The 22,605-nt window shown below is 49.7% G+C and carries 18 protein-coding genes and 1 tRNA gene; 7 read left to right on the top strand and 12 right to left on the bottom strand.

The annotated features are described in order from the left end of the window. Positions 1-19 precede the first annotated feature (19 nt). From P40081_RS11210 to P40081_RS11195, 4 genes are all read right to left on the bottom strand, one after another. Positions 20-1,141 carry a glycosyltransferase family 2 protein gene (locus P40081_RS11210; protein ID WP_042135475.1) on the bottom strand — a complete coding sequence of 374 codons (1,122 nt, stop codon included), beginning with the start codon at positions 1,139-1,141 and terminating at the stop codon, positions 20-22. A 15-nt stretch (positions 1,142-1,156) separates the two neighbouring features. Beyond that, positions 1,157-2,629, bottom strand: coding sequence for a YVTN family beta-propeller repeat protein (locus P40081_RS11205; RefSeq protein ID WP_042135474.1), 1,473 nt, complete (start codon positions 2,627-2,629; stop codon positions 1,157-1,159). A gap of 186 nt (positions 2,630-2,815) precedes the next feature. Continuing rightward, positions 2,816-3,181, bottom strand: a complete 366-nt coding sequence (locus P40081_RS11200; protein WP_042135473.1) for a DUF4180 domain-containing protein — start codon at positions 3,179-3,181, stop codon at positions 2,816-2,818. Between the two features lie 40 nt (positions 3,182-3,221). After that, entirely contained in the window at positions 3,222-4,775 is a 1,554-nt protein-coding gene (locus P40081_RS11195; RefSeq protein ID WP_042135472.1) for a S41 family peptidase, read from the bottom strand. 136 nt (positions 4,776-4,911) lie between these two features. Between P40081_RS11195 and P40081_RS11190 the strand changes: the two genes are divergently transcribed. Next, complete coding sequence (locus P40081_RS11190; RefSeq protein ID WP_052421766.1) at positions 4,912-5,277, top strand: VOC family protein; 366 nt, start codon at positions 4,912-4,914, stop codon at positions 5,275-5,277. A gap of 455 nt (positions 5,278-5,732) precedes the next feature. On the opposite strand, the gene P40081_RS11185 is transcribed toward P40081_RS11190, so the two are convergent. The 5 genes from P40081_RS11185 to P40081_RS11170 all read right to left on the bottom strand — a co-directional run bounded on the left by P40081_RS11185 (position 5,733) and on the right by P40081_RS11170 (position 10,270). Continuing rightward, positions 5,733-5,805: transfer RNA gene (locus P40081_RS11185), tRNA-Lys, on the bottom strand. A 224-nt stretch (positions 5,806-6,029) separates the two neighbouring features. Continuing rightward, positions 6,030-7,349: an APC family permease gene (locus P40081_RS11180; RefSeq protein ID WP_197074348.1), complete on the bottom strand. Its 1,320-nt coding sequence runs from the start codon at positions 7,347-7,349 to the stop codon at positions 6,030-6,032. Positions 7,350-7,600: 251 nt separating this feature from the next. Next, positions 7,601-7,729, bottom strand: a complete 129-nt coding sequence (locus tag P40081_RS39765; RefSeq protein WP_269323248.1) for a hypothetical protein — start codon at positions 7,727-7,729, stop codon at positions 7,601-7,603. After that, positions 7,716-9,689 (bottom strand): serine hydrolase domain-containing protein, encoded by a 1,974-nt coding sequence (locus tag P40081_RS11175; protein ID WP_052421765.1) that lies wholly within the window; start codon positions 9,687-9,689, stop codon positions 7,716-7,718. Before P40081_RS11175 ends, P40081_RS39765 begins: the two co-directional genes overlap by 14 nt. Positions 9,690-9,850: 161 nt before the next feature. Beyond that, on the bottom strand, positions 9,851-10,270 hold the full coding sequence (locus tag P40081_RS11170; protein ID WP_042135471.1) for a DUF1801 domain-containing protein: 420 nt from the start codon (positions 10,268-10,270) through the stop codon (positions 9,851-9,853). A 293-nt stretch (positions 10,271-10,563) separates the two neighbouring features. Here P40081_RS11170 and P40081_RS11165 point away from each other — a divergent pair, with 293 nt between their 5' ends. The 5 genes from P40081_RS11165 (at position 10,564) to P40081_RS11140 (ending at position 15,879) form a co-directional block, all read left to right on the top strand. Then, entirely contained in the window at positions 10,564-11,757 is a 1,194-nt protein-coding gene (locus P40081_RS11165; protein ID WP_042135470.1) for a serine hydrolase domain-containing protein, read from the top strand. Further along, positions 11,758-12,576, top strand: coding sequence for an ABC transporter permease (locus P40081_RS11160; protein ID WP_042135469.1), 819 nt, complete (start codon positions 11,758-11,760; stop codon positions 12,574-12,576). 28 nt (positions 12,577-12,604) lie between these two features. Continuing rightward, positions 12,605-13,387, top strand: coding sequence for an ABC transporter permease (locus P40081_RS11155; RefSeq protein WP_042135468.1), 783 nt, complete (start codon positions 12,605-12,607; stop codon positions 13,385-13,387). Beyond that, the gene (locus P40081_RS11150; RefSeq protein WP_042135467.1) at positions 13,384-14,379 is read left to right on the top strand and encodes an ABC transporter ATP-binding protein; all 996 of its coding nucleotides are present in this window, start codon (positions 13,384-13,386) and stop codon (positions 14,377-14,379) included. Before P40081_RS11155 ends, P40081_RS11150 begins: the two co-directional genes overlap by 4 nt. A gap of 357 nt (positions 14,380-14,736) precedes the next feature. After that, the gene (locus P40081_RS11140) at positions 14,737-15,879 is read left to right on the top strand and encodes an asparaginase (RefSeq protein WP_052421764.1); all 1,143 of its coding nucleotides are present in this window, start codon (positions 14,737-14,739) and stop codon (positions 15,877-15,879) included. 80 nt (positions 15,880-15,959) lie between these two features. On the opposite strand, the gene P40081_RS36315 is transcribed toward P40081_RS11140, so the two are convergent. Next, complete coding sequence (locus P40081_RS36315) at positions 15,960-21,554, bottom strand: Ig-like domain-containing protein (protein WP_052421763.1); 5,595 nt, start codon at positions 21,552-21,554, stop codon at positions 15,960-15,962. A 235-nt stretch (positions 21,555-21,789) separates the two neighbouring features. Between P40081_RS36315 and P40081_RS40025 the strand changes: the two genes are divergently transcribed. After that, positions 21,790-21,978 (top strand): putative holin-like toxin, encoded by a 189-nt coding sequence (locus tag P40081_RS40025; RefSeq protein WP_144025975.1) that lies wholly within the window; start codon positions 21,790-21,792, stop codon positions 21,976-21,978. A 147-nt stretch (positions 21,979-22,125) separates the two neighbouring features. On the opposite strand, the gene P40081_RS11130 is transcribed toward P40081_RS40025, so the two are convergent. Continuing rightward, complete coding sequence (locus P40081_RS11130) at positions 22,126-22,347, bottom strand: IS1096 element passenger TnpR family protein (RefSeq protein ID WP_042135463.1); 222 nt, start codon at positions 22,345-22,347, stop codon at positions 22,126-22,128. Then, positions 22,344-22,595 (bottom strand): hypothetical protein, encoded by a 252-nt coding sequence (locus P40081_RS11125; RefSeq protein ID WP_042135461.1) that lies wholly within the window; start codon positions 22,593-22,595, stop codon positions 22,344-22,346. The genes P40081_RS11130 and P40081_RS11125 overlap by 4 nt, the downstream gene beginning before the upstream one ends. Positions 22,596-22,605: the final 10 nt, after the last annotated feature.

The following is a 22,605-nucleotide window of genomic DNA, read 5'->3' as shown; positions in this document are numbered from 1 at the left end:
ATCACCTTTTTATTGTGCTTCAACATGGAAAGGTTGTCAAACGCAAATCGGCCTGCTCCTTAACCTTAAGAATTTCTTTTTCCAACAGATTAATGTTGTTGAGGATGCTCTGATCATCCGGGAGATATCCGGAGGCTAACTTGTTATGATGATAGGATAGTTCATATTCATTAAGGTGGTAGTAACACAGGCCCAGCTGCATGTGGGGCAGCCAGGTTCTGGCCACATCATTAGAGATGGCCCAAGGATTAACAGGCGGCGGCGATTCGATAGCCAGCTTATACCAGTACACCGCCTGATGAAATTGCTCCTTTTCCAAAAAGAAATAAGCCAGCCGGCAGCAGAATTCCGGACGGGGAATATCATAGGTGAACGATTTGAAAATCCACTCCTGCTCCTTGTCCCGGTTTCCCATGTGGTAATAACAATCTGCCAATTTCGAACAGACATGAATTATATCTTCTATTGTACGCTGATTAGAGTCTATGAATTGCAGGTAAAAGAGAACTGCCTGTTCATAGAAGCGATGCTGATGCAGCTCCATGGCATAATGCAAAGTATCCCGTGCTGTAAATTCCACCCCGGAGGACAACAGCAGTTCATAAATTCTCAGGTTCCGCTTAGTATCTGAACGGCTATGATTCTTCAGATGAGTAATCACAATATCACTGTCCAGACAGCCTTCTTCTATCGACAAATCCTCATGCACCGCCCCGGTCCACTCGTAATTCCGGGAGCGTCTGACCAGCCTTACGCGCCGGACCTTTAATGTGGCGTTCCCGTATTCATCAAAGTCGCAGTGATAAGGCATAGACACCCGATCAATGTCAGGAGACAGAGAATGTTTGAGCTCCAAAAGCTTCTGCAGTTCCGCAGGCAGCAACACATCATCTGCATCAAGCCATAGGATATAATCCATTGCCGCTTGCGCAAATGAATAGTTCCGTGCCTCGGCGAAATGATGCTTCCACTTATACTCCCGGACATGAGGCGTCCATCGCCCGGCTATTTCTTTGGTGCTGTCCGTTGATCCGGTATCCACAATGATGATTTCATCCACGGCCTCCTGTACAGATTGTATACATCGTTCCAGTGTAGCTTGCTCGTTCCTCACGATCATGCACAGACTAATTGTAATCATCGCGCTCACCTCTTGTTAAGGATTGATCCCTACTCCTAAAGGGGTGGTACCTACCGTTATGCTGGAAGTGACAGTATTTCTGTTCCCGTCGATAACGGAGATCGTATTGCTCCCGGCATTCGCCACATACGCACCATTGGTCAGAGGATTTACTGCTACACCGAGCGGACTGATCCCCACTGGAATGGTGGCGGCAACGGTATTGGTACTTCCGTTAATGACGGACACATTGTTACTGCCCTGATTGGCGGAGTAAATCAGATTAGTGTTAGGATTCAATCCGATGCCGCTTGGTACTATACCTGCCGGAACCGTAGCGATAATGGTATTTGACAAACCGCTGATCACCGAAACATTGCTGCTGTTTGAATTTGTCACATAAATCCGGTTGGTACGGGTATTCACTGTTACTCCTACAGGAACAGCCCCAACAGCAACCGTAGCAATAACGGCATTGGATATTCCGCTGATGACAGAGACATTGTTGCTGCCTGTATTTGCTACATAGATCCGGTTGGTGATCGGGTTCACCCACGCACCGAATGGCCCGGCTCCTACGGCCACACTGGCAATCACTTCATTGCTGCCCCCGTCAATCACCGAGACATTATTGCTCCCTGAATTCGTAACATAAATCCGGTTGGTATTGGGATTTACTCTTACCCCATTTGGTGTAGTCCCCACAGTAACAGTAGCTATAACCGTATTAGTGCTTCCATCTATCACCGAGACATTCCCGCTATCCTCATTGGCTACATAAATCCGGTTGGTTACAGAGTTCACCTCTACACCAAACGGCCCCGCACCAACTGCAATCGTAGCTACAACAGCATTCGTATTCCCGTCTATCACAGAAATATTGTCGCCGCCGTTGTTGGTCACGTACATCAGATTAACCGAGGCGGGCTCCGCTGATCCGGTAGCTCCGGTAACTCCTGTGGCTCCTGTGGCTCCGGTCTCTCCACTCGCACCCGTAGCTCCTGTAACTCCCGCAACTCCTGTAACTCCCGTAGCTCCAGTCACTCCCGTGGCTCCAGTCACCCCATTCACTCCTGTCACTCCCGTAGCTCCATTCGCACCCGTTGCACCAGCCACTCCCGTAGCTCCCGTGGCTCCCGTCACCCCCGTCACTGCTCCTAATAATTCAGCGGAAACCAGCCTGTGCGCCGTCACCAAATTACCCGTAGCGTCTTTTCCCCATGCAGAAATCCGGATCTCATCGTTCACGGAAGCAGATGTGGTGAAAAGAAATTCAAAGGCATTCAAATCCGCGTAATAAGTTCTGGTTATCACTTGATTCGGGGACAGATTCAGAGTTTCACTCACATATAATGTTCTTGTCCCATCCAAAAAATAGCCTTCGACCACAACCGTCGAACTGGAGACACTGCTTCTATTATCGACTTTGACTGTCACCTGCTGCGTAGGCCTTACCCCGGTTGAGGCTGAGACATTGTTCTCAATCGGTCCCGTAGATAATAAGCTCATCGTCACCACTCCCCTTTCACTCAGATTGATATAAAACAATTTTTCAATATAGTAGTATTCGAATTTAATAGTGAAGGTATAGACGTAATGCCTTTTTAGCGCATATTGTTCTTTTGCCTCACTGGAAAATACAAAAAAAACCGATCCAGCCGGATCGGAGTTTGAGTTGTTTCTTATAGCGTATCTCTAAACCTTACTTAACTGCTCAACCGCCTGCTGCTCATCCGCCAGGAAAAAAACATCCTTCCCGTTATTGCATTCATAAATGAAGTCACGCAGACTCCGGCTCGTGTATCCGCTGAAATCTCCTACGATCGCCACCTTCAGCTGATAATTGATGAACTTCTGTAGAATCTCACCGGCCAGCCGGGTCTTCAAATCAAAAAATCTTTCACTCAGCAGAGCTTTATGTATGACTATCCGGTCGCAATCGACTTCATACCGTACCGTTGCCATTAGATCCAGCGCATCCTGGACATCACTGACTAAGGTCTCGCTGCCGCTCACTACGGCTATCGTTTTTCCGCCGTTTACTACTGGTGTTATATTCATTACCAAATCCTCCTAATATGTACTTAGAACTCACATTCCATTATAGACTCAGCATGACCTTGCGGATCCACTCCTCATTCTTCAAAACCTCAGGTTCATAACTCTCCGGATAGGCCGTTGGATAGCGGGATTCGTCCATCAGCACATCCGGCGCAGTCCCGTAGATTTCATTAATCCGGCCTTCAGCGTTGCTGTTCAGGTCCGTTTCGAGTTTAAATATAATCCCGCTGTTCGGCAGAGCGTACCTGTAAGGCTCCATATAGACACAGGCTCCACCCGCCGTATTCGTTCCGGCCACCGTTCCCAGGCCCAGCTTGCGGACAGCGGCCGTGAAGTTGTCTGCTGCCGAGAAGCTGTCACCGTCTGCAAGCACATATACCTTTCCGTCAAAGAGAAAAGAATCTTCCGGCTGCCAGTACTTGGTCACCGTATAAGTGTCCCAGTCCGCAGAGTCTACTCCCGGGAGTTGCTCTTTCTTAACCTCTGTTACGTCATATCTGTCCTTATTGGTCAGAGTAGAGTTGACGAATTGTTTGTACAGGCAAAACCGCAGCCCGAAACGTTCACCGAATAATTTCTTCACGCTTGCGGATTGCTCGTAATCCACGGGCGCTTTTAACAAAGGCTTCAGCAGATTATCCGCCCAATAATCATCATCACCGCCGCCGTTCCTCCTTAGATCAATAATCAGCTTACTGTATTTCCCTCCCGACTTCTTCATGAAATCCTGAATAACCAGTCGGTCCTGCTCCTTATACATATCTGCAAAGCTAAAAATCCTTATATATCCGGTCTGGTCATCCAGCTCAACGGGGATAACATTGCTGTCAGGCTGTTCATTCCGGTATGGCGCCGCATATCCCTTGTACACCAAGAAATCCCCCTTGGCCATCGTGCCATCCGGGCGGACCGCTTCAATCATCCAAGCACCGTTCCCCGGATCAGCACTAAGTAGCGTCTGCAGGTATACCCGATGAAGCGCAGCATCCCAAACTAGATGAAGCCGTGTCTGCAAAGACTTAACATAATCCTCAACATCCAGACCGTTAATTCGCTCAATTATTGAACCTTGCGGAAAAAGAGTCTCTCTCGCCTGATAATCCTGCGCCAGCACATATTTACCCTGCTCATAGTGGATGTCTGCTTTGCTGTGCACATACATCTCCACACCGGCCGCCATGTTAAGCCAGTAGTCTCTGGAGCGGTAGGCTTGTTTATCAATGTTATAGAAGAAAGCAAGCATAGGATTGTACGGCTCATCAAAGACCACCTGTGCATGGCCGGCTTGCCCCAAGAATGTCATGTATTCATAGAACAGCCGGAGAAATTCAGCATTATCGGCAGATTCCCCGGCCCGGGTTATGAATGCCTGACCGATTACGTCCATATTCTCAAGACCTTTATCCTGCTCAAGCGCCTTATCCAGCGGATAAACCTCCTTCACGAGCTTGGCCAGATATTCAAAATCCTCCCGCTTCCGGGCCGCTGTTAATTCAGGCACCTCTTGTTGCGGACCCTCGCGCCATATCGTTCCTATGAAGGCCAGCAGTCCCATAAGTACTAGAAATATCAATAGCAGCACATACTTCCTCATCTTCCGGCCTCCGGCAATATAACAGAATCATTCCAGATAGATTATAACGTTACCGGCAGACTGTGTATGTTAAAAAAGCCGTACACATAGCGTATAATAGACACTACCAAAATTCACAGCAAAGGATATGAGAAACATGAACTTGAGTATGAACTGGATTACGCTCAGAGTGCGCGATCTGGAGGCTTCCCTTGATTTCTATCACAGGATTCTGGGCCTTCCCATTGAGCGCAGATTTGAGAGCAGAGGCAGGCAAATTGTCATGCTGGGTGCAGAAGGACAACCGAAGATCGAGCTTATTCAGGGAAGTGATCCGGCGCTAAAGCCGGAGTGCGGTATTTCAGTAGGTTTCGAGGCAGGTTCACTGGACGAGGCTATGAAGGAGCTTAGTAACGAGGGAATTCCGGTAGCACGCGGACCCGTCTCGCCGAATCCGCATCTGCGGTTCTTTTACATTCTAGACCCGGACGGCTTCGAAGTACAGATTGCGGAGCATTGCTAGCTCCTGTTCTGACAAGCATGATCAAGTTTAATTTCAAGCGAATCAGCAAACTACGGTAATTGAGTATAGGCTAATGCTAATTAATGAGTCGTGCTTAGAGATCGCCGCCGTAGTTTACCCAGTACATAGAGTATTAAATGGAAAAACGTATCTTAATTTCGCTCTTTTGACTAATTTCAGGATTTTAGTTGGAGAAACGTCACTTAATTTCTCACATTCACTCTACTTTATGGCCTTTACCGCAAATTAAGTGCTGTTTATCCAACTGCTGTCCGGCGAGGGCTTCTCTATTCATCAGCAAGTGGAGAAAATCATAACTATTTCCGGCGCTGATTCAGCCCAACCCTCGCCAACGCTGCTCCCGGATGCCTTAGCCGCCTCTTCAGCGATATTCCAACTTTATTATTCACGCCTTAAACGATAAAAAAACGGCATCTCTGCCGTTTCTTGTGTGATGGACTCTCAGGGGCTCGAACCCTGGACAAATAGATTAAGAGTCTACTGCTCTACCAACTGAGCTAAGAGTCCGTATGTGTCTATGTATTCTGATCTACAAGACGATAATCTCTAAGCTGTGAACGCCCGCTCAAAAGATACTTTCATAGTATACTTAATATAACTCCCCTTGTCAACAAATAATTATATTCCCTCTTGCTCAGCCGTTAACTGCTGCAGTACAAAGCCCTGAAGCACCTTGCACTGCGCAGTTTATTTCATATTCAGCTTACCCTCGGACAATCTGTGGACTTACTCTACACACGGTTCTTCCGGATCATCACATAATAAATCGGGAGTCCGGCCAGCGTAATGCCGATCCCCACCAGCGAACGCAGCGGATCACTGATGATCGTGCTGGCCAGAATATAGATTCCGCCTGCCACGCCAAGTATCGGGGTGAACGGATAGAGCGGCACGCGGTAGCGGCCTGGTTCATACGGCATTTTCTTGCGCAGGATGAACACGCCGAACACACCCATCGTAAAGAAAATCCACAGGACAAACACCAGCAGGTCTGTCAGCGTATTGAAAGTTCCCGAGAAGATGTAGATCACCGCCAGCACACTCTGAAAAATAAGCGCATTCGCTGGAGTCTGGAACTTCGGATGAATACTGCTGAGCACCCGGGAAAATGGAATCTGCCGCTTCTCCCCCATCGCCTGCGGCACCCGCGCAGCGGTCATCAGATACCCGTTCAGCGCTCCTAATACGGAGACAATGATGCCTGCTGTAATAAAAGCTCCGCCGCCGCTTCCGAACAGTGCTTCTGCCGCATCTGCACCCGGAGTCTGGGAGGAAATAATCTGATCATAGGGCAGCGCTTTGAACACTGCAATGTTGAACAGTACATATACAGCAATTACAAATATAACGCCGATCGAAATGACTTTTGGCAGTGTTTTGGCCGGATTGTTAATTTCACCCGCCATATTGGTCACGCTGATCCAGCCGTCATACGCCCAGAGTGTGCCCAGAACCGCCGCCCCGAAGCCCGCGCCTGCCGCTGATGCACTGATTCCTCCAAAGCCGGGAGCCAGATCCGAGAACAAGCCTACGCCCACGATGCCCGCTACCGGAATCAGCTTGCCCACAGTTGCCACAGTCTGGATGATTCCGCCGAACCTTGTGGCGATGACATTCATCAGCAGAATGAAAGCCAGAATACCCACGGCCAGCAGCTTCTGCTGCCAGTGATTCAGCGGCAGGAAGTAGCCGGAGTATGTGGCAAAAGCAATCGCCAGCGCGGCAACAGAAGCCGGATAGGAGATCACAGCCTGCACCCAGCCGAGCAGGTAGCCGAATACCCCGCCATACAATTCACTTAAATATGTATACAAACCTCCTGACTTCGGAATCGCGGCAGCAATTTCCGCCACGCTCAGCGCCGAAGCCAGTGTAATAATCCCCCCGGCACCCCAGGCCAGGATACTCATCCATGGAGTTCCCGCGTTATTCAGCACAATCCCGGGCTTCAGAAAGATCCCCGATCCGATAATCATCCCGACCACAAGGGCCAGGGCTTGCATGAAGGTGATACTTTTGGTTAACGGCTTCGAATTCATAATGTGATTCATTGTCCTTTCATTCTCAGGTTTTTATTTATCAAACGTCCTCCAGGCTAAGTTCAACTCTGCACTCCCTATTCCACAGGACAAATTTCTGATGAGGGTAATTAAATTCTTCCACCATTACAGAAAAATAATAGCCAGAATGGCATTGTCGCATGGAATAACAAGAAATACCATTACAAAGTTAACAGGCAATGTGAAAATTACCTGCAGTACAAAAAAAGAGCGAATGAATCGCCCCTTCTCCCTGTATGTTCTTATTGCGGCAGCAGCATGCGGAACAGCAGAGCCGCCATCTCCTGTTTGCTCAGCGCACGTAGTGAACCGTAGTCAGACATGCCGTCCGACTCCGTAACCTCCGGTCCATGCAGCTTAACGGACAGCATCGGCAGCCCACTTCGACGTACCCGGTGCAAGCACGGCGGTAGAACCCGGTACCCTGATCCCTGTTGCTGTAAGCAGGCGGTAGACGATTGCCGCCGCTTCTTCGCGCAGAATCGGACGGTCCGGCTCGAACAACCCGTTGCCGGTTCCATTCAGCATGCCAGCCTCGACCGCAGCTTGAATATCCTGCCCGTACAGTGAATTACCGGTGTCCTTGAATAAGGACGGATTCGATGACTCCGGGATGCTCCATATCGTATTAAACGTATGGATGAACGCTCCGCGGGTAACTTTTTGCTCAGGCTCAAACGGCTCCGAAAGCTCCTCTGTCAAGAAGCCCAGTGACCGCAGGCTCAGAATATAGCCGGCATACGGATGATTGGCCGGCACATCCGGAAATCCGGCTGGATTCTCCGGGAGTTTGGACGCATAGCTATATAGATTGGAGTATTTCATATAAAGGATATGACCTTCATTATCCGCTTTGAAGGCCAGCGGATTCCCCTCTTCATCCACGAACAGCAGCTCGCCAATCTGCTTCATCTGATGACGGCTGAGCACATCACTCACCGTTAGGGTACCGTCTGCGTTTGCTTGAACTTTCGTCAGCAGCTTAATTCTTAGATCGGAGTACAAGCCCTCGAACCTGGCCAGTTCCTCCGCAGCCTGTATCTGATACCCCTTCGGTTCATACGGCGATTGTCCCCCTGCATAATAGTGATTCATAAATGCGGTGAACAGATCATTACGCAAATCCTGATTGGTATTGTATGATACGAACACTCCAGTACGCCGGTCAGGCAGAATCCACAGCAAAGAGCTGTAACCTAGAATGTCTCCGCCTTTGGAGATCACCTTCTCCCCTTTCGTCCGGGCCGGGATTACAGGTGATTCAAAGCCATAGGTCGTATCCGGCAGATCGGGATGAATAACCATCCGGTAGGAAGACATCGCCTTAACCGATTCCCCGGACAGGATTACCGTACCGTCAGCAGCCTTGCCGCCATTCAGAAAAGCCTCCATGAATAGCGCCATATCAGATGCGGTTGATAACATGCTGCCTTCAGGCCACTCCGCCGGAGAGAAGCCGTATAGCGGTATAGCGCCGCCCTCCCCGTCATAGGAAGGCACGAGCCGGTCTGCCAATTCAGGAGTTACACGGAAGCTGCTTGAATTCATGCCAAGCGGCTTAAACAGATGGTTCTCCACATAGCTCCCGAAGGATTCTCCGCTTACCTGCTGCACGATATAACCCTGTAGTCTGGAAGCGAAATTATCGTACATGTAAGAGGCTCCCGGCTCGCGGACCACAGGAGGAAAGACATCATAGATGCTATCCTTTAAAGAAACCGGCTTACGGGAAGTGTCGTACAGATAGCTGGCGTCGGCAGGTTCGCGTACTTCAAAACCTGTCGTATGCGTCAACAGATGTTCCACCGTTACCGGAGTATCATAAGGACTCGTTAGCGTGTAGCCGTCCAGGTATTTTTCAATATTGTCCTGAAGTGAGATCTTCCCTTGATCGGCCAGCTGCATAATGGCAGCTGCAGTGAACACCTTGGACACGGAGCCGATCCGGAACGTATCCCTGCTTGCATCTACCCCTGACTTCGCTGATTTGCCGGTTACCCCATATCCCTTCGAGATGAGGGTTTCCCCGTCCTGAACGACTGAGACCGCAGCAGCTCCGGCTTTCGCCTTAATATCCGCTCTGGCAAAAAAACCATCCAGAAACGCCTCGACTTCCTTCGCATCATGGGGGCCATTTCGTACATCTGCAGCGGATGCGCGGCTGAGTTCGGCATGCAGTTCGATAGAGGCTGGACTCACTGAAGATTCCGGCTGCTGAGCATAGGCACTTCCCACATTAACACAACCCAGTATAAGCAGAGCGCTTAGAATGCCGGACTTGATACGGGTGTTATCCCTTTTGTTATTCCTTTTGATATTACCTTGTTTCAACTGCAGCCTCTCCCTAATGTCCTTAAATTTGGAGTTCCAAAGGGCGGAGTGAAGTGTCCGTTCCAGCCAACTCCTTCATTGTAGGGGTTCAGGTAAGCACTGTCGTGCGATTCACCTGCTAATTAAGAGGTCTCATGTGACATTGCTGTCACTTGCAGGCTTCAAGCTCCGTAAGTCTCTCTTAAGAACTTCACAGATTGCTGAATGAATTCCTTCAGGACAACGGCATCTATATCGTCCAGCTTGTTTACGTATATACAGGCTTTGCCCGCTGTGTGCTTCCCCAGCCTCTGCAGCAGCTCTTCCCGCTGGGCATCACCCGCTGCAAAGTATAGGCTGATCTTCGCTTTTCTCGGCGAGAAGCCTACCAGCGGTGCATCCCCTTCATGCCCTGTCGCATACTTGTAGTGGTACGTTCCGAAACCAATAATGCTCGGACCCCACATTTTCGCCGGATAACCCGTAGTTTCGCTGAAAATATCTAATAATTTATAAGCATCCTCACGTTTCCCCGGACTCTCTATTTGTTCAATAAACTGGGTGACGCTCTGCTCAGTCTCTTTCGTTTTCTGCTCGTACATAGGTGATTCACTCCTTTAATATATGTTCAACACGAACATTCCCCGCCATCCTGTCTCTCCCTGTTAATTTCCCACCACTATATCACATTCTTGTTATTCCATAACAGTAGCTCACTAAGTCAAGTTTGGTTATAAACAAACTCCCCATTGCAACATCCAATCCCTGGAATATACTTAGACGTATCGTGCCAGCAGCCATTGCCATCCTGATTGGCATGTGCTTGTCACAGTGAAAGCGCTTAGATATTTATTTGAGCCATACACGGCACTACTAAATTTTAAGGAGGCATATTATGCTGCACACTCTTGGTAATACCGACTGCTCACCGGCAGAGGTAGGTTATGACGCTTCACGAATCGGTGTTTTGCACAGCCATTTCCAGAATCTGATCGATGACAAGAAGATCCAGGCTGCCTCTTACTGCGTATCCAGATACGGCAAGACATTCATGCACGGCGCCATAGGGCCCCGCTCATACCGTGAGGACCGGACGGAACCGCTTTTACCGGCAACCGTCCATAATATCGCATCCATTACCAAAGCCATTACCTCAGTAGCCATTGCTAAGCTTGTGGAGGACGGATTCATCCGCTTGGACATTCCTGTCGGGACGATTCTGGAGCCCTTTAACGTGGAGCCATTCAGCAAAATCGATATCTACAGCCTGCTGACCCATACCTCGGGCCTGTTTCCCGACTGTGCCGGCAGCATGATCCCCTACCATAAGTCTTACTGGCAGCTGATCGAAGAGTACTTCGACAAGTATAATCCTGAGGAGGGTAAGCCGGACTGGATTTCAGCTGCACTGAGCTGCGGGGTTAATAAAAAGGTTGGCGAGGAGTGGCAATATTGCTCATTCGGCTTCTGTATCCTCGGTGAGATTATTAAGAAAATCACTGGCGTTACCGCCGAGCAGTACATAGAGGAGCAGATTCTGAAGCCGCTCGGAATGAAGGATACGATGTGGGAACCGACTCCGGAGCTGGCTGCACGCTTCATTATAAGAAACGAAAGAAAAGAAAAGCGGCTCCATGACCTGATCCATGGTACTCAGCCAGAGCTCTCTCCGGCAGAAAAGCTGTGGGAGACGGTGTCCAGTACCGGCGGAGGCCTGGTCTCTACACCCGCCGATCTTATCTTGTTCGCCAATATGCTGCTGGGCATGGGCACGCTGGGCGATACCCGGATTGTGGGCCGCAAGGCCGTCGAGAAGCTCACCACCCGCACCCTCTATGGCGTGCCCGATTACTGCTGGGGTAACAATGTCAAAGACCGGAGCTACGGGATTGGACTGGATATGAGACAAGGTCCTGCCTTCCTCTACTCTGAGGGCAGTTACTTCCATGAAGGTGCAGGTGCCTGCTGCATGGCTATCGACCCTGCAGAGCAGCTTGCTGCGGTATGGTTCGTGCCTTTCACTGACGATAACTGGTATGCGGAAGGGCTGTTCAATGTAACCAATATTATCTGGTCAGGACTGATCTAAATGAACCGCCTTAAGCATAACTGGCTTGTTTGCCGCTCGGTAGCGGAGGTGACCTATAAAGAGTGGAGTGCCTACCGCACCCATTCCCTGGTTTCCGTTATCGTCGGCCCTGTATATTTCATGGTGCAATATTTCATCTGGACAGCGGTATATGGCGGGCAAGCTACATTGGGGGGAATGGATCTCCACCAGATGATCCGCTATTTCGGGGCAACGGCGCTGATCGGTTATCTGATTATGGATTTTGCCGACTGGAACCTGTCCATGCTCGTGCGCACCGGCAAGTTTCTGACCTTTCATCTGCGGCCGGTTCATCACCGTTCCTTCGCCTTGTTCCAGAAGCTCGGGCACCGTTTCCTGGGCTTCCTGTTTGAATTTGTGCCCTGCCTTTTCATTTTTATTTTTATATTCGGAATCGATATGCGGCCGGCAAGTTTCCCGTGGACACTATTGTCAGTGCTGCTGGCTTTTCTGATGAATTTCTATGTGAACTATACGATTGGCCTGACTTCATTCTGGCTAGTGCAGTCGGGCGGAATCCGCAGCGCGTTCATGCTGGTATCGGCTATTTTCTCAGGAGCGCTCATTCCGCTCGACTTCTTCCCGCACTGGCTGCAGGTCATCCAGTTCTTCCTGCCGTTCCAATACATCGCCTACATGCCGGCAATGGTGTTCACCGGGCATTATTCGCTCGGCGGCCTGGAGCTGTCCATTCCGCAGGCGGTAGGACTGCAGGCCGTGGCAGTGCTGGTTACTTTCGGACTTAACGAGGCTATCCGCCGCCAGGCCATGAAGCAATTCACGGCTGTCGGCGCGTGAATGCCCTGATGAAAGGACAATTCTCAACATGAAACGGTATCTGGAAGTGTATAAGCAGTGTATGTACTCCGCTGTTCAATCGGCTGCGGCCTACCGGATGAACTTCATCGTCAGCAGCCTGATCACGCTGGCCGGCAACATTCTCTTTCCGCTGGTGACCCTGCTGATCTACAGGGCAGGCACCAGCTTCCCGGGCTGGAGCCTGTATGAAGTACTGCTGATCCAGTCTGTGTTCACCATGTCCAGCGGCCTCTCCAGCCTTGTCTTCGGCGGGGTTCTCTGGACCACCATGTCGCATGTTCGCGAGGGCAGCTTCGAGGTGATTCTGCTTAAACCGCTGAACCCGCTGTTTTTCATTGTGGCCACGACATTTTCTACCGAAAGTATCGGCCTGTTCCTGGGCGGTGTGGCGCTGTTCATCTTCTCAGCCCTGCATGTAGGCGCGATTTCTGCGCTCGCTTGGCTGCAGTTCGCCGGCATGTTCATCGCCGGGACAGCTGTCCTGGCCGGATTATCTCTGATGATGGCCGCGATGTCCTTCAAATGGGTAGGCAATTCGCGAATTTCCGAGCTTGCGGACAGCGTGCTGCAGGTCGGCAAATATCCGCTGCCGATATTCCCTCAGGCTGTTCAGGCCGTAGCCACGATGATCATTCCAGTGGGAATGGTAGGCTTCCTCCCGGCGTCCGCTTTACTGGGACGGGTGCAAGCGAGCGATTTCGCGGCGATTGTGCCCTGCTTTTTATTTATGGCAGCAGCCGTATGGGTATACCGGCATATGATCAGATTGTACGAGGGGGTAGGCGGATGAAGCCGGTTATTGATGTGAAGCATTTGACCAAGACATATACAACCTATAGGCGTGGCGCAGGCATGGGGCAGACCTTCAGGAGCTTATTCCAGCGTGAAGAAGTCCTAGTCCAGGCCGTAAGCGATATCAGCTTCTCCATTGCGCAAGGTGAAATCTGCGGCATTCTGGGGCCCAACGGGGCGGGCAAATCCACCGCTATCAAAATGCTCTGCGGCGCGCTCTACCCCACAAGTGGAGAAATTCAGGTACTGGGTTATTCGCCTGCCCGGGACAGGAAGCGTTATGTCGGCCAAATCGGGGCCGTCTTCGGCCAGAAATCCCAGCTGATCTGGGATATTCCGCCGATCGACAGCTTCAACATGAACAAAGCCATCTACGGGATTACCACTAAGGATTACAACAACCGATTGGAAGAACTGACCGGGCTGCTGGATATAGCTTCTGTGATTGAAAAGCCCACCCGGGTGCTATCCCTCGGTGAACGCATGAAATGCGAATTCGTCATGGCGATGCTGCATGGACCGGACATCCTGTTTCTGGACGAGCCGACTATTGGCCTGGATGTAATCGCCAAGGTCAAGATCCGCGAATTCATCCGCCAGATGAATCAGAAACAGAATATGACCTGTATCCTGACGACCCATGATCTTGAGGACGTGGAAGAGCTTGCCCACCGGGTGATTGTCATTAACCATGGGGAGAAGGTGTTTGATGATTCGCTTCAACGGCTGAAGCTTTTCCTGGGGGAGAAGAAACAGGTTAGTTTTACTTTTGTAGAATCTGCACAGGGCACTGACTTCGACAACACCTACACCAAGGTCATCGAACGGCCGTCTGACTTTCAGATTACGCTTGAGGTGGATACAGCACGGATTTCTATCAGTGACTTCATCGAAAATATCTCCCGGAAGCACCAGTTCTCCGACATCTCCGTCAAGGAACTGCCGATCCAGCAGGTGGTCATGAATATCTATGAGAATGCGAAAGCTTAATGTACAAAAGCAGAATGGGCCGTCACAGGGATGTGATCGGCCCATTCTGTTGTATTCGGGACAACCTCTTACTTCACAGCAGCCAGCTCGGACGCCAGCTTCTCGGCCCCGTCCCGACCGCAATGAACTTTGCGAAGCCCGCTCATGACATCCACGCTGGCACCGGCAACAGGTTATCGGAGCCAAATATGCTTATCGTGTTATATATAGTAACATTGAAATTAATTTATTTAATATTTATACATGATTAATGCATAATTATTGATTTATTTTACATAAAAGTAAAAATATCATTTTGACATTTATGATTTATGTCATATATAATTACATTGAATTTAAAATAAAAGGAGGTCACTTATGAATTTTATTCACAAAAGAAGTCTACGTCTCTTCACCGCCCTACTTGTTCTCTTCACCATGTTGTCATTCCCTTCCATCACGAAGGCCGCCGAAGTCAGCGTACCCGGGAAAATTATTCCTAATGTCGTAGTGGTAGGCGTCGGCGGAACGATCACCTCCACTTCGCCTTCCAGAGAACTGTTTCAGACTTACGGCACACCCAAGGTACCGATTAATGATATTATCCAAAGATTACAGCCCGAGCTATCCAAAGTAGCTAATGTCACCAGCACTGAGCTTAGCAACATCAGTTCGGCGCAAACCACCTCCAAGGACTTATATAACCTCACGATCGCTATCGATAAGGAACTGGCCAATCCGGCTGTTAATGCAGTAGTTGTTACTACCGGCACCAACATCATGGAAGAGCTGGCCTACTGGACCGATCTCACCGTCCGCAGTCCGAAGCCCGTTATCTTCACAGGATCCATGAGACAATCCAATACTATCTCCTTCGACGGGGAAGCCAATCTGCTGAATGCTATCCGGCTGGCAGCAAGTCAAAAAACAGCCTATTATGGCACTGTTTTGATGATGAACGATGAATTTTTCGCCGCAAGAGAAGTCACCAAGACAGATGCCCTGCGTCTGGATACCTTTGACGGGGGCCGGTACGGCGCTCTGGGAACGGTAGACGAGAACCGGATTCGTGCCGTTCGTGCTCCAGCCCGCGTCAAGGATGCCGGAACGGATAAGTGGAAAACTCCATTTGATCTCAGCACGATCCAGCCAGAGGACCTGGCTAAGGTTGACGTTGTATACAGCTACACGGAAGCCTCCGCAACCCCCATCACTGCCTTGGCCGATGAAGGGGTTAAAGGGATTGTAACTGCGGGTCACGGTGCCGGCGGTATCTCCACCGCGCAGCAAGCCGCCCGCACAGCGGCAATCGAGAAGGGCGTCCTGTTCGTCAGCGCGACTCGCGCGGGTTCAGGGGCGGTATATGACACTGGAGCCAAAGGAATCATAGGCGCAGGCGACCTGCTCCCGCAGAAAGCGAGAATCCTGCTTCAGCTCGGCCTCACCTTCTCCAAGGATCAGGAACAGATCCGTCAGTGGTTCTCTTCGATCGGCATGCCGGATTTCGATATGAGCAAATAGTCGCCGGCAGTCTAAACGAATTTGCAAAAAACAGCCCTCCCCCCGTCAGAAGACGGAAGGAAGGGCTGTTTTTGTAGTGATTATTCTGCTGTGTGATCCACCGATGCCGCTTGGATATTGCTAAATGCCCAATACTGCGCAGGGACGTCGGACCATTGTGGTGCCGCGCTTGTCAGCGGCGTGATGCCCAGGGCACGGTTGACGATGGTTACGGCCTCCGCTCGGGTTAACGTTTGGTTCGGACGGAAGGTTCCATCTTCGTAACCGGTGATCATGCCCGCTTTGGCCGTCGTTTCAACGGCTGCCTGTGCCCAGTGGCCGGCAATATCGCTGAAGCTGACTGCATTCCCCTGACCGTTAGTAACCAGACGGGACAGAATGGTCGCCATTTCGGCTCTGGTGATCGTTTGGTTTGGTTTGAAGCTTCCGTCAGCGTAACCTTTCATAATACCGCTGCTGCTCACCAGATTAATTGCATTTGTTGCCCAGTGGCCGGCAGCAAGATCTGTGTATGCAACGCCGGAAGTACTGGCTGACGGGTTGAAGGTACGGGCAATGATGCTGGCAATTTCTGCACGGGTAATGCTCTTGCCCGGCTGGAAGGTGCCGTCAGCGTAACCCGTCATATAAGCCTTCACTTGTACCGCAGGATCTTGCGCAAGAACAACTGTAAATGTACTGAATTTATTGACATTAAATTGAATTCCGGACTTGCCGGTTTGGCCGAAGGGTACAATTTCGCCCTTAACCAGTTCTTTGGTGCCGTCGCTATGCTCAATGAAGACCGCCAGTGCCTTCAGCTGTTCTGCAGTTAACGAAGTGTTGTTAATCGGCAGCACCAGCGTCACCGGACGGCTCTGCAGATTGGTATCAATCGTTACCGGACGGCCTACCAGCGTCACCGCCCCACCGCCGGACAGACTTTGAACCTGTGCTTTTGCACGCGCTTCAGCATCTGCACTCTGCTGCTGCGTTTTTAAGGGTACCAGGTTGAAATAAATATCTGTACCAAACCCAACCAGAGAGCTTCCCGGCACCTTCACTTCCGCATTAACCGTGAAGATGTCCAGACTGATTTGATTATCGGCAAACGCCTTGCTTGAAGCGGCTGGAATAGTCATTCTAGTTTCCGCAACCTCATCATTGGCATCAGGAACGATGATTCTGGCAATATTGGAGCCAGCCGCCTTAAGCTCATTAATCGCTCTGAGCGCTTGATCCAATGCGAACGTAATAACATCACTTTTCACACCATTTGCATCCTTCGTACGGCTAACGACAACGGAGGATACATTGGAGCCTTGGGTTGAGCCGTTTTCAACGTTTAGATTAATGGTTTCGGTCTGCGTGCTTGGTGTTGCTACAGGTGCCGCTCCTCCGGAACCTCCAGAACCCGATGCCGGAGGATCTGTTGGCGTGACGGGTACAGGAACGGTTGAGAAGTTCCAGACGGTTTTATCCGCAATCCCCGCAAAGCTGTTCCCTGACTCATCAGTAAATGCACCCGGGTGAATCAATACATAATAGCTGCCGCCCTGCTTCAATATACCGCCTGTATTAATGCTGACGGTAGCATTCGTAACGGAGACAAGCGCCTGATTACCCGCTTTAATCGTCGTTACGATCATATCATCCGCCGCATTCACAATATCAATATTGGCATCCCCGGCTAATACATTCTCGTTAAAGGTCAATGAGAGCGCAGCGGATGTGGATACTTGGGTTGCATTGTCTGCCGGACTATAAGCTGTCACCAGCGGCGCTGCTGTATCAGGCCCGCTGGCTGTTACAAACCGCCAGGCTGTGATGCCTGCAATACCGGCAAAGCTGTTGCCTGCATTATCTCTAAATGCGCCTTCTGTAATCCGGACAAAGTAGCTTGTACCATGCTCCAGATTGTCAGCCGGATTAATAGTTACAACATTATTCTGAATCGTTACGATGTCTGATGCGACGGGAATCGTCACTATCGGATGAATCTCATCTGTACTTTTGAAAATCTCAATGCTGCCTTCCGCTTTCTTTACATTCTCGCTGAAGGTAAGAACCAGATTAGCGCCAAGTGCTACTTCCGTTGCCCAAGGCTCCGGTGAATACGTGCTCACCGTTGGTGAGGTTCTATCTGGTACACCGGTTGTTGTAAAGTTCCATACTCCGCTGTCGTTGATGCCAGCATAGCTGTTGCCTGAAGTATCTTTGAACGTCCCGGTTCCAATCCGTACATAGTAACTTGTACTATACTTCAGATCGTCAGCCGGATTAATCGTCACTACATGATTCTGGGTGGTTACATTTCCGGAAGCAGCGGGAATTGTAGCTACCGGTGCATTATTGGCACTATTGTAGATCACAATGTTGCCTTCTCCCGCCGTTACATTCTCGCTGAAGGTAAGGATAAGATTGGCATCAATCCCCACTTCCGTTGCCCCAGGCTCAGGTGAAAACACGGTTACTGTTGGCGATGTCGTATCTGGTGCAGCAGCTGTTGTAAACTGCCAGGTTGTGCTGTCAGAGATGCCTGCAAAGTAGTTGCCCGCTGTATCTGTGAATGCATCGTCCGTGATCTGAACAAAGTAACTGGTACCATACTCCAGATTGTCAGCCGGATTAACCGTCACTACATCATTCAGGATGGTCAGGTCACTGGCGGAAATCGTAGCTACCGCCTTGTCAGACGCACTGTTGTAGATCACAATGCTGCCTTCACCCGCCGATACATTCTCGCTGAAAGTAAGCACAAGATTGGTCTCAACCCCTACACCTGTTGCACCGTTAGCAGGTAAATACGCGCTTATGGTTGGTGCAGCCGTATCCGGTTCACCGGTTGTTGTAAACCGCCAGGTTGTGCTGTTCGCGATGCCGGCATAATTGTTGCCGGCCGTATCTTTGAATGCCCCGGACCCGATCTTCACAAAGTAGCTTGTGCTGTAGTCCAGCTTATCCTCCGGATTGATCGTTACCACGTTGCCTTGGACCGTTACAATTTCGGAAGTGACAGGAATGGTCACAGCCGGGGTAATGCTATTCGCACTGTTATAAATCTCAATGCTTCCTTCACCTTTCGTTACATTCTCACTGAAGGTAAGGGTCAGGTTCGCGCCAGTGGCAACCTCCGTTGCTCTATCCTCAGGCGAATAAGAGCTCACCACCGGTGGTGTAGTATCCGGCGCCTCTTCTGTTGTAAACTGCCAGGTCCCGCTGTCCGTAATTCCGGCATAATAGTTGCCTGCCGGATCAATGAATGAACCAGCTCCAATATTCACAAAGTAGCTTGTATTGTATTTCAACGGGAAAAACGGATCAATAGTAATCACGCTGCCATCGATCGCTACGTTATTAGAAGAGATCGGAATAATCTGCACCGGTACATCGCTATCCGTACTTTCGTAAATCTCAATGTTGCCGCTCTCCTTCGTTACATCCTCGCTGAATGTAAGCGTCAGATCCGCGTCAATGGCTACTCCCGTTTCTCCCTTATCAGGAGAATAAGCAGTTACAATTGGAGCTGTTTCATCCAGCACGGCTACTGTCGTAAAGCTCCAGGCATCACCTTCAATCGCTACATTCCCAATTTCACTCTCGTTGTAGAACGTATCGCTGTCAATTGTGACTGCATATTTAGTCCCTTTATCCAAATCCTTTTCCGGATTAACCGTTACAGTATTATTCTGTACGGTTACCCTGATGCTGTCGTCCACCGGGATGGTTTCAACCGGAGCTGACAGATCCGAAGCTTTGTAAATGTTAATATTTCCACTGGCTGCTGTCACCTTCTGATTGAAAGTCAGAACCAGCTCAGCATCGGTTGGTATATCTTTCTCAGCATTCTCTGGAGACTGACTTATAACCCGCGGAATGTTGAGAACCGGATAGGACACAATCATCACGCCGGGGTCACCGACTGCGATAAAACGATCTTGCCCGGCAATAAACCCGATGCCGTTAAGTTTTTTAGTCGTGCCTGTAGTCTCAGGGTGCCAAGTCTGGCTTGGATCAGCGGTGTAGTAGACATTCCCGCTGTCTCCCGCTGCCATAAATACGCCGCTTCCGGATGCAACTCCATTCAGATTCACTTGGCCGTCAATGGTTCTGGCCGACCATCTTGAGCTATCCGCAGAGATTACGACCGTTCCGGACGCGCCGACCGCCACGAATAAACCGCTGCCGTAGCTGATGCCGTTCAACAATTTACCGTTCGTTTTGGAATCTTCCGATTTCCACTCCGCTCCATTGGAAGAAGTTACGATGGTACCGCCAGCACCTACAGCCACGTATTTGCCGTTGCCATAGGTAACAGCATTTAAGTGATTCACGGTCTTACTGTCGGAGATCCTCGCCCAGTTGACTCCGTCTGAAGACACTACAATTTTCCCGCTATTGCCTACTGCAACAAAAAGGCCGCTGCCGTAAACAATACTATTAAGTGTAATAGCGTCCACTGAGGTTCCGGCTGTCCAACTAGTACCTTTGTTGCTGGAGGTCAGGATTTGGCCGTTCGAGCCGACCGTTACGAACTTGCTGTTGCCATAAGCAATGCCGTTAATAGCATTAGTAGTGCCGCTAGCAACCTTCGACCAGACCTTACCGTCGGTGGAAGTGCCGATCAATCCATCCGTACCAACGGTAATATAGGTATTATTGGCGTAGGTTACCGTCTTCAGTGCACTGGAGGTGGGGGAGCTGAATTTTTCCCAGCTGCTCGTTCCGCCAGTACTTGCTGTCGCGAAAAATACAGTACCCTCTGAGCTAACTATAAAATAACCAAAATCGGTAGCCTTGATTTTCATCAGATTATCCGTAGCTCCGGCTACTGAAACTGAACTGCTCCAACCGCTCGTTCCGGTGGCTGAATATATCAGTTTGCCTGCATCGCCGGCAATGAAAAATCTGTTGTTTCTGTAAGATACACTATTGAAATCCGACTTAATGCTATTCGTTCCCTTTGTCCATGTGCCCAAAGCGTTCGGGGCGCTTAGGATCTCACCTGCAGCTCCGGCCGCAACAAATACATTGCCGCCATAGCTGATGCCGTTCAAATCATTAGTAGAACCGGAAGTCTGCGGCGTCCAGGCCAGCCCATCCGAAGAGTTAATAATTTTCCCGCCATCGCCAACAGCTACAAACTTGCTGTCACCATAAGCAATAGCGTTCAGATTCACACTAACGCCTGAGGTTGAAGCAGCCCAAGTGACGCCGCCATCGCTAGACGTAATTATTTTGCCTGAATCGCCGACTGCGACTAATCTGCTGCCGCTGTAAACAACTGCATTCAAGTTTTCAGATATATTTTCAGATATGCCTGTAGTCTGAGTGGTCCAGGAAGCACCATCTGTTGACGTTATGACGGTTCCCTTGTCGCCTACAGCAACAAATTTGGCGTTAGCCCCTGAGCCTATATTTATAATATCGTTCAAGTCATTAACTACCCCTGAATTACGGATCGCCCAGGTCGTGTAGTTGCTGAACGTACCCACGCTTCCTCCTTCACCTACCACAACGACTGTATTTGCGCCTATAGTTACTCCCATTACTTTGTTGCCGCTTGGCAGCGGGCTTAGGTTCTCCCAGCTTACCGGAGCTGTATTCTCCGTACCTGCAGATGCGGGCAATGCTCCTGTCACAAATAAACTGATTACGAGTAACAACGAGAAATACTTCTTCAATCCCCTGCTCATTAACAATGTATCGCTCCCCCTTATTCATTCATCATTTTCCGTCCGCTGTATAGCAAGCTTTGCTGCAGTTTGTATACGCTCCCTTAGCTCCCGCATTCTCCCTTCATCTTGCTTATCCGCGGACAAAAAACAATTAAATCTAACTAGAAATTTTCATATCTGCGGTCCATTCTATCAGACAGCTCTAAACAAACTCTTAACAATTCTCGACAAAAAACGCCTCACCAGGTCCTACATGGGGGAAATCTCTCGAAAAAGCGAAAAAAAACTCTCCTCCCCGAAAAAAATGTCTAAAACAAAAAAACGCAAGGAGCTTTCGCTCACATGCGCTTCAGGAACATTTGTATTCTCCGTATACCTAACTCTGATGATCATGTTCGGCATGTTCATTATTGCATTGCTCAACTACCTCAAAAAGAAATAGACCGCCTTAGTCCAAAGGATGCGGTCTATTTCTGCCCGTAGCACCTAAAAGCCTCCGCCCTTAAAAGCGGCTATTGCTCAGAGAGTCGTGTTGACGTGTTCAGTACAAAACCTACATTGAGGATTTCGCGCACTACATGCCGGCAGGTTATTCATCTTCGTCCTTATATTCTTCTTCGTCTCCGAAACCTCCATATTGATTAGGCACCTCTCCGTTACTCTCCATAATCATCGGTAATTTCTGACCCGGACTCACCTCTATAGTTCCCAGATACTGAACAATAAAATGCCATTCATCACCGTAGTCGAATAAGAGTAACATCTTTTGTTTAGAAGTATGGAATACTTTATTGATTTTTGCCCTGTTCACGCCGGGGAACTTCGTCTTCTCACCGATATCGGCAAACAGCTCGTAGCCATTTTCAGAGCGTTTTTGATATTATCATAGAAACCAAAGGCGTGATCCAGATCAAAATCAAAGGCTTCAATCGAAATTTCCGCCAGAGCATACAATGAGTCTTCGGCAGCAATGACTATATTACGGAAAGGCCGTCCACGAACCGCACCGTTCCTGTCGCTTAAAGTTATTTTAAAGGCTATGCCTTCATTATTCTTCATCGTTCATCAC

Origin of the sequence: Paenibacillus sp. FSL P4-0081 (assembly GCF_000758565.1) — a bacterium.
In the GTDB taxonomy this organism is placed as follows: Bacteria; Bacillota; Bacilli; order Paenibacillales; family Paenibacillaceae; genus Paenibacillus_AQ; species Paenibacillus_AQ phytohabitans.
The sequence above is the reverse complement of the archived record's forward strand: the minus strand, read 5'-3'. Positions and strand labels throughout refer to the sequence as shown.